This is a genomic window from Holdemania filiformis DSM 12042, assembly GCF_000157995.1.
GTDB classification, from domain to species: Bacteria; Bacillota_I; Bacilli_A; order Erysipelotrichales; family Erysipelotrichaceae; genus Holdemania; species Holdemania filiformis.
This window is the reverse complement of sequence record NZ_GG657562.1, coordinates 213,269-220,306: the sequence shown is the minus strand read 5'-3', so window position 1 is coordinate 220,306 and position 7,038 is coordinate 213,269. Positions and strand designations below refer to the sequence as shown.

General features: G+C 53.0%; 8 protein-coding genes. 6 read left to right on the top strand and 2 right to left on the bottom strand.

Annotated features, from left to right (window positions below):
- On the bottom strand, window positions 1-557 hold a 557-nt coding region (locus HOLDEFILI_RS16900), incomplete at its 3' end, for an HAD family hydrolase (protein ID WP_039865375.1).
- Window positions 558-680: 123 nt separating this feature from the next.
- Here HOLDEFILI_RS16900 and HOLDEFILI_RS16895 point away from each other — a divergent pair.
- The 6 genes from HOLDEFILI_RS16895 to HOLDEFILI_RS16870 all read left to right on the top strand — a co-directional run bounded on the left by HOLDEFILI_RS16895 (window position 681) and on the right by HOLDEFILI_RS16870 (window position 5,569).
- Window positions 681-1,127: a GNAT family N-acetyltransferase gene (locus tag HOLDEFILI_RS16895; RefSeq protein WP_006061113.1), complete on the top strand. Its 447-nt coding sequence runs from the start codon at window positions 681-683 to the stop codon at window positions 1,125-1,127.
- A 115-nt stretch (window positions 1,128-1,242) separates the two neighbouring features.
- The gene (locus HOLDEFILI_RS16890) at window positions 1,243-2,076 is read left to right on the top strand and encodes an alpha/beta fold hydrolase (protein WP_006061111.1); all 834 of its coding nucleotides are present in this window, start codon (window positions 1,243-1,245) and stop codon (window positions 2,074-2,076) included.
- Window positions 2,054-2,719 (top strand): response regulator transcription factor, encoded by a 666-nt coding sequence (locus HOLDEFILI_RS16885; RefSeq protein ID WP_006061110.1) that lies wholly within the window; start codon window positions 2,054-2,056, stop codon window positions 2,717-2,719. Before HOLDEFILI_RS16890 ends, HOLDEFILI_RS16885 begins: the two co-directional genes overlap by 23 nt.
- 78 nt (window positions 2,720-2,797) lie before the next feature.
- Window positions 2,798-3,712: an ATP-binding cassette domain-containing protein gene (locus tag HOLDEFILI_RS16880; RefSeq protein WP_006061109.1), complete on the top strand. Its 915-nt coding sequence runs from the start codon at window positions 2,798-2,800 to the stop codon at window positions 3,710-3,712.
- The gene (locus tag HOLDEFILI_RS16875; protein WP_006061108.1) at window positions 3,705-4,547 is read left to right on the top strand and encodes an ABC transporter permease; all 843 of its coding nucleotides are present in this window, start codon (window positions 3,705-3,707) and stop codon (window positions 4,545-4,547) included. The genes HOLDEFILI_RS16880 and HOLDEFILI_RS16875 overlap by 8 nt, the downstream gene beginning before the upstream one ends.
- Window positions 4,548-4,660: 113 nt before the next feature.
- Complete coding sequence (locus HOLDEFILI_RS16870) at window positions 4,661-5,569, top strand: sensor histidine kinase (protein ID WP_167317160.1); 909 nt, start codon at window positions 4,661-4,663, stop codon at window positions 5,567-5,569.
- Between the two features lie 107 nt (window positions 5,570-5,676).
- Here HOLDEFILI_RS16870 and HOLDEFILI_RS16865 read toward each other — a convergent pair whose 3' ends face one another.
- Complete coding sequence (locus tag HOLDEFILI_RS16865; protein ID WP_006061106.1) at window positions 5,677-6,849, bottom strand: FMN-binding protein; 1,173 nt, start codon at window positions 6,847-6,849, stop codon at window positions 5,677-5,679.
- Window positions 6,850-7,038: the final 189 nt, after the last annotated feature.

Here is a 7,038-nt window from a genome sequence, read left to right as displayed (position 1 = left end):
AAAGCCCGCAGTGCGGTGCCCTTGTTGACCTGTTCGGCAGTGACGACAAAAATATCCGGGTTCTCGCTTAAGGGAACGGCCTTCATCCCATAGCTGGAAAAATCAATCGCTTCCACCGCCGCGTGGTTGGACGTCACGACGAAAATCTTCTGAATTTCATGCGTCTCAAAATGATCGAGATCCAGCCGCAGTGATTCCCCCTTGTTGATAAAATATTCGTTGGTTGTATAGCCCTTGGTCGGATAAAACAAGGTGAGCTGCACCGGCTCGATTTTTCGGACGGTCTGGATCAGATCGATCACTTTCTGACTGTTGATTTCCGTGCGGTGGATGACCTGACCTTGATGATAGATGATCGAACCATTGGTGCAGATCATGGAACGCGCGTGGATGAGATCGGCATAGCGCTGCGTCCGTGGGATTGCCCGGCCGGTGGCCACGACAATTTCCGTTTCTGGCGGCAGCTGAGCGAAGACTTCTATTGTTTCCCGGGACAACGACTTATCTTCATGCAGCAGCGTCTGATCGAGATCGACGACGACACATTTGTATTTCATTAGAACAATCCCCCTCTTTGTAGTCATTAAGTATAGCATTTCATAGGAACGCGAACAAGCCGGAGCGGATCGAAGCAATCATGGTATAATGGAGAAAAGATCCAGGAACAGGAGGATGCGGTCATGATTCAAATCCGAGAGGCAAAAGCGGAAGATCAGAACGAGGTGGCCCGGCTGATCGAACAGCTGGAGGAAGCGCCGGTCCATCGGGAAGCCTTGAATGCCGTTTATCAAGAAAATTTAAACAATCCCCAGATCGCCTATCAAATTGCGCTGTCAGAAGGAAAGATCTGCGGGTTTGTCAGCGTGCATATTCAAAAGCTGCTTCATCACACGGCGCCGATTGCCGAGATTCAGGAATTGGTTGTCGATGAAAAATGCCGCGGTCAGGGCGTGGGCAAGCTGTTATTTGGGAAGGCGAAAGAAATTGCGGCAAAGGCAGGCTGTCCGCAGCTGGAATGTGCGTGCAATCAACGCCGGACTGCCAGCCATGTCTTTTATAAAAAGCAGGGAATGACATGCCGGCATTTCAAGTTTACGCTGCCGCTTCATTCTGAAACAGAAGAATGAAAAGTATTCGGATACACCGGTGGAATGAGGAATATTGTAAACAAAAGCAATCAGAAGGAAACGGCAGTCTTAAATCAGGAATGCCGGAAAGGTTAGGAAAGCGAGGCGTAAACAAATGATCCAGGAATTTTTCAGCGCATCGGCGCAGTCCACGCTGCGTTATCAAATCATTGACGGGGAAGGCCCGTTATTGATCATGATCCACGGCTTAGGCTGCACAGGGCTTCTGGACTATTCGCAGGCGGCGTTGATGCCGGCGCTGCAGGGAAGAAAAATCGCGCTGATCGACTTGTTAGGTGCGGGTGAAAGTGAGAAACCGCTGAATTTTGCCTATACCGTTGAAGCCCATGCGCAGGTTGTCAGCGAATTGATTCAGAGCCGGTTTTGTGAACCCATCATTCTATATGGTCACAGTCTGGGCGGTCCCATCGCTTTATGCGCTGCGGAAAACTGCCGTGACCATGTCCGGGGTTTAATTCTCAGTGAAGCAAACCTGGATCCCAGTCCATCAAATCAGCCCAGTTATAAAACAGCCCGGTTTAGTGAAACAGAGTTTGTGGAAAACGAGTATCCGCGCCTGCTCGATTCAGTGGGTAAACCGCATGGGATTCCGCCGACCTGGGCGGTTACGCTTAAAACATGGCTGCCGGAAGCGGTGCACCGGCTTTCCGTCGACGCAGTGCGGGGCGGAAAGCCTTCATGGCGGCAGCGTTTCTATACTTTGGATTGTCCGAAGATGTTTTTGTTCGGCGCGAATTCACTGCCTGATCCCGATGTCGAAGAACTGGAAAGAAAGGGAATTCCGGTCCGGATTCTTTCCGGCGTGGGGCACAACATGGCCTATGAGGATCCATCACAGCTGGCTTGGGCACTGGCTGATTTTATGGCGGCGTGTCCGGCGGCTTTGATGGAAAAGGAGGCAACGGATGAAAACCGTACTTATCGTTGAGGACGATCCGGCGATCAGCGATCTGATCGCAGAGGTTTTAACGACCGGCGGAATTCAGCCAATCCGGGCGTATTCGGGAAGTGAGGCGCTGTTGGTTCTGCAGCGCCGCCATCCGGATTTAATTCTGCTGGATTTAATGCTTCCGGGAATTTCGGGCGAAGCTGTGATGGAAAGTGTTCCGGATATCCCGGTGATCATCGTCAGCGCCCGCGGTGAAATCGACGATAAAGTGGATTTGCTTCGCAGCGGAGCGGCCGATTACATCACCAAGCCGTTTGATACGCGCGAACTATTAGCCCGGATTGAAGTCCAGCTGCGGCCGGCAGCGGGACGCCGGAATCCGGATCTGACCTGCGGTCCGCTGACGCTCAGCCCCCTTTTGCAGCAAGTTTCCGCCGGCGGTCAGACCGTCAAACTGACGCGGACGGAAACCGCGATCCTGAAGCTGCTGATGCGAAATCCAGGGCAGGTGATCACGAAGTCGGAAATGCTCGAGCAGATCAGCGAGGATACGCCCGACGGCATGGAGAATTCATTGAAGGTGCATATCAGCCATCTGCGCGCCAAGCTGCGGAATATCTGGGATCAGGAAATCATCGAATCGGTGTGGGGAATCGGATTTAAGCTCACACTGAAATCTTAACGAAATCTTATCGTTTTCCTTATCTGGTTTCTTAACTGTTTTCCGCTATCCTAGAAATACAGACAGGAGGCAGAAAGAATGGAAATGATGTTGACAGTTCAGGATCTGACCAAGCGGTACCATGATTTTAAGGCGTTGGATCATTTTTCGATGAACGTTGAAAAAGGGGCGATTTATGGGTTCGTCGGCCGCAACGGCGCGGGGAAAACGACGCTGATCCGCACGATCTGCGGCTTACAGGCGCCCTCGCAGGGAACCTATACGTTGTTAGGCCGAAAGCACAACGATCCCAAAATTGCGAAGTCCCGGCGGAAAATGGGAGCGGTGATCGAAACTCCGTCGCTGTACCGCGAGCTGAACGCGCGTGAAAATCTTGAGGTGCAGCTGCGCATGCTGGGGTTGGCGGAGTCCGCGGAAATCGACAGACTGCTTGCGTTAGTCGGTTTAAGCGAAGCAGGCCGGAAAAAGGTGAAGGATTTTTCGCTGGGAATGCGGCAGCGGCTGGCCATGGCGGTGGCTCTGGCAGGGGATCCGGATTTTCTTGTTTTGGATGAGCCGGTCAACGGCTTGGATCCGCAGGGCATCATCGAGGTTCGGGAATTGATTTTGAAGCTGAATCAAAAGCATCAGGTGACGGTCATGATCTCCAGTCACAATCTGGATGAGCTGGCGCGGCTGGCGACCGTTTACGGGTTTATCGACCACGGCCGGATGGTGAAGGAAATCGCGGCGGACGAGTTGGAAAAAACATGCCGGAAGTGCGTGGAGCTGAGCGTCGGATCTCCGGAAGCCGCAGTCGAAACGCTGGAATCGACCGGCGCGGACTACCGGGTCACGGCGGCGGACACCGTTGAAGTTTACGGCGAAATTGGGCTGAGCGATCTGCTTTTGAAACTGGCAAAGAACGGCTGCGCTGTCCTTTCGATGAAAGCGCGTGATGAAAGTTTGGAAAGCTACTATCTTTCTTTAGTCGGAGGGCGGGATCATGAGTAGGATGCTCGCTGCCCAGCTGTACCGCCTGCGCCATGATAAAGTGTTTTGGGGTGGTTTGATCTGTATGGTTTTCTACGCTCTGGCTGTTTTGGGGATTGCGGTCAACGGTCAGATCCGTCAGGGTTATCAGGTGGCGCTGGATCAGCTTGTTTTCTATGGCTATGGATTAGACAGCTTCATCCCGGTTGCCGGGCTGGTGCTGTCCGCGGTGATCAGCTTTTTTGTTGGCACGGAATACAGCGACGGAACGCTGCGCAACGCTCTGATTGTCGGGCGTACCCGCGCGGAGATTTATCTGAGTCATGTTCTGGTCAGTTTGATAACAGCGCTGGCGTATAATCTGGCCTACATCGTCATTGTGATCGTGCTCGGCGGGCCGGTGTTCGGCGGGTTTCATTTGAGCACGGCGGCGCTGGCGCTGGGGATTTTGACGGGGATGCTTGCGCTGGCTGTTTACAGCGCGCTGTTCACCGCGGTCAGCCTGCTTTGTTCCTCACGCACAGCGTCGGCGATTCTCTGCCTGAGCGGTGTGATGCTGTCGATGTTTCTGTGCACCTATCTGAACATGCAGCTGCAGGAGCCGCCGATGATGGAAGTGCTGGAAATGCGCGACGGTGATTCGGAAGTGAAGGTGATGGAAAATCCCCGCTATCTCAATCCAAGTCAGCGAAAATGGGCGCAAGCGGTGATCGACGTTTTGCCAAGCGGACAGAGTCTGCAGCTGGGCGGCTTGAACGGCGCGCACTGGCCGGGGCTGCCGCCGATCTCCCTGACTTTGATCGTGCTCGTTAACGGCGCGGGCTTGGCCCGATTCCGGCGTAAGGATATTAAATAAGGATATCGAATAGGAAAACGAATCAGAAAGATTCAGGGGCAGGAATCATGCGCAGTCCGGCAGGCGAAAAGAAGCCTGCCGGTTTTCCAGTTTACAAGAGAGGGGCGAAAAGAATGCAGGAGTGGCTTTGCGGTCTGACCGCGGCCTTGGCTGGGATTACAGTCGGACTGGCGGTCAAGCTGTTTTTGATGAAAAAAAGCCTGCGTGAAATCCGGCAGGGCTTGGAGGAACGGCTGAACCAGGAAACGAACACCTTGCTGGACACCGCCAGCCGGGATCGGGATCTCCTCGCGCTGCAGGAAGCGCTGAACGATCAGCTGCGGAAATTGCGGGAACAGCGGCAGCGTTATCAACAAGGCGATCAACAGCTTAAACAGAGCCTTACTCAGATCACGCATGATTTGCGTACGCCGCTGACCGCTATCTGCGGATATTTACAGCTGGCGGAGGCGGAGCCGGCCAGTCCGCGGTTAAAGCAGATCCTTGCGATTTTGTCAGAGCGGGCGCAGACGTTAAAGCGGCTCAGCGAACAGCTGTTTCATTATTCTGTCGCCGTTTGCGATCCGCCCAAGGCTGTCCGCCAGCTTATCGATCTGCGGGCAGCGCTGGAGAAAAATCTCGCCGCCGTGGTCGGCTTCTTTGAGAAGCAAGGCCTTTGTCCGCAGGTCACGATGCCGGATGTCCCGGTGTGGCGGACGCTGGATCCCAAAGCGCTGGACCGGATCCTGCAGAATTTACTCGATAACGCTGTTAAATACGGAGGATCAGAACTGACGGTGAAGCTTGATGCCGAAGGCCGGATGGAATGGATTAATTCGGCCGGATCCTTACGCCCCGTTGACGTCGAAAAGCTGTTTGACCGGTACTATACTGTGAATACCGGAAGGCAGGCGACGGGATTGGGATTAACGATTGCTAAAGGACTGGCTGAGCAGCAGGGCGGTACCCTGCAGGGCGAACTGCGCGGAGGACATTTGATCCTGACGCTTTCTTTTCCCCCGGAACGGGGTGAACTGGGTTAAACGTTCTGGAAAATCGTTTGGACAGTTTATGAATTGGCCATAAAGAAAAAAGGCTGCAACGTTAAAGTTTTACCTTTCACGTTACAGTCTTTCTCTTTGTTTTCCGATTATAAACCGTTGTAGTATTCGACCGCGAACTGAACGGCTTTGACCAGTCCGTTGGACGTCAGAGTCGCTCCGGCAACCGCGTCGACGGAATCCAGCGCGTCCTGATTGTCGATCAGCTTCTGAATGAATTCTGAACCTTCCGCGGTTAACAGACCGCCGACGGTATCGGTTTCCTGGTCGTCGCGGACGGTGATCGCCGTGATTTTCTTCGTGCTGTCGTCGAAGCTGACGTGCGTTTCAATTTCTCCGGCATAGCCCTGCGTCACGACTTCTACTTTGGTGACGCCCTCAGCGGTGCTGTGGGTGGTGACGCCTTCAAACAATTCGCCATGGATCGCCATGTAGACCATCCGCTGGAAATCGCCGACAAACGCGATGGTCGCGCCGGTGATTGTGTCGCGTTCCTCGATTGGTTCGCTCTGCTGATTGACCGTTTTGAACATTTCATAGACGTCTTCCAGCGTCATGTTGTTAGCCAAGATGTAATCGGCGATCGCGTCGATCTGTTCGCCATAGCTGCGTCCGCCGTTGAAGCCGGCGAAGGAAACGCGCTTTGTGCCTTCGACGAACGCGCCGTCTTTATAGAGATCAAAAATCGCAAGCAGATCTTTCAGCGGCGTGTCTTCCGTCAGCTGGATCTTCGCTTCGTTGGCCAGATATTGATAAATCATCAGCGAATCTTCCATGCTCAGCTGTTCGCCGGTGTAGTTGGTGATCGTCAGATCTTTAAACGTCGAAGCTTCGGTCAGATCCTTGCAGACAGCGGTGATCATGTACTGTCCGAATTTCGTTTCGTATCCATTGATCCCCAGGTTTGTCAGCTCATAGCCATCGCCGATTTTGGTTACGGCTGCGTCGGAGATGTTCATCAGATAGCCCATGATGTCTTTCTTGGAGTATTCTCCTTCCAGACCCTTGTTGCGGATAATGTCGAAGTTCAGTTCGGTGATGATGCCGTCGATCGTTTTGCCTTCAAAGATAAACGTATCGTTCTTCGGCTTGCCGGCCGAGGTGGTGCCGACGATTTCATATTCGGCGGAAAAGCTTTCGACCACAGGAGTGGTAGATTCCTCTGGTGTCGGCGTTGTTGTTGTTTCTTTCGGGGTTGAAGCGCAGGCTGTCAAGCCCAGAGCCATGGCGCAGGCGGCCAGGATGGCGAGTAGTTTTTTCATTTCTTAATCCTCCCTTTGTTTAACTTTTATCATATCTGAAAAATAAAAACAACTTGATAACGAATGAACGAGACGTTCTGAAGCATAAACATAAATTTCTGGTTTGAAAGCTTAAACCCGCGGACAGCGTAAGGCAGGAATCTGGGATTTTCCAAAGACAAAAAGGATTATCTAAAGGCGGGCGAATGG

Bases quoted from the DNA above. Each gene is read 5' to 3' on its own strand.
- HOLDEFILI_RS16890 (WP_006061111.1), top strand. From the start codon at position 1,243: ATGATCCAGGAATTTTTCAGCGCATCGGCGCAGTCCACGCTGCGTTAT.
- HOLDEFILI_RS16895 (WP_006061113.1), top strand. From the start codon at position 681: ATGATTCAAATCCGAGAGGCAAAAGCGGAAGATCAGAACGAGGTGGCC.
- HOLDEFILI_RS16885 (WP_006061110.1), top strand. From the start codon at position 2,054: ATGAAAACCGTACTTATCGTTGAGGACGATCCGGCGATCAGCGATCTG.
- HOLDEFILI_RS16880 (WP_006061109.1), top strand. From the start codon at position 2,798: ATGGAAATGATGTTGACAGTTCAGGATCTGACCAAGCGGTACCATGAT.
- HOLDEFILI_RS16865 (WP_006061106.1), bottom strand. From the start codon at position 6,849: ATGAAAAAACTACTCGCCATCCTGGCCGCCTGCGCCATGGCTCTGGGC.
- HOLDEFILI_RS16870 (WP_167317160.1), top strand. From the start codon at position 4,661: ATGCAGGAGTGGCTTTGCGGTCTGACCGCGGCCTTGGCTGGGATTACA.
- HOLDEFILI_RS16875 (WP_006061108.1), top strand. From the start codon at position 3,705: ATGAGTAGGATGCTCGCTGCCCAGCTGTACCGCCTGCGCCATGATAAA.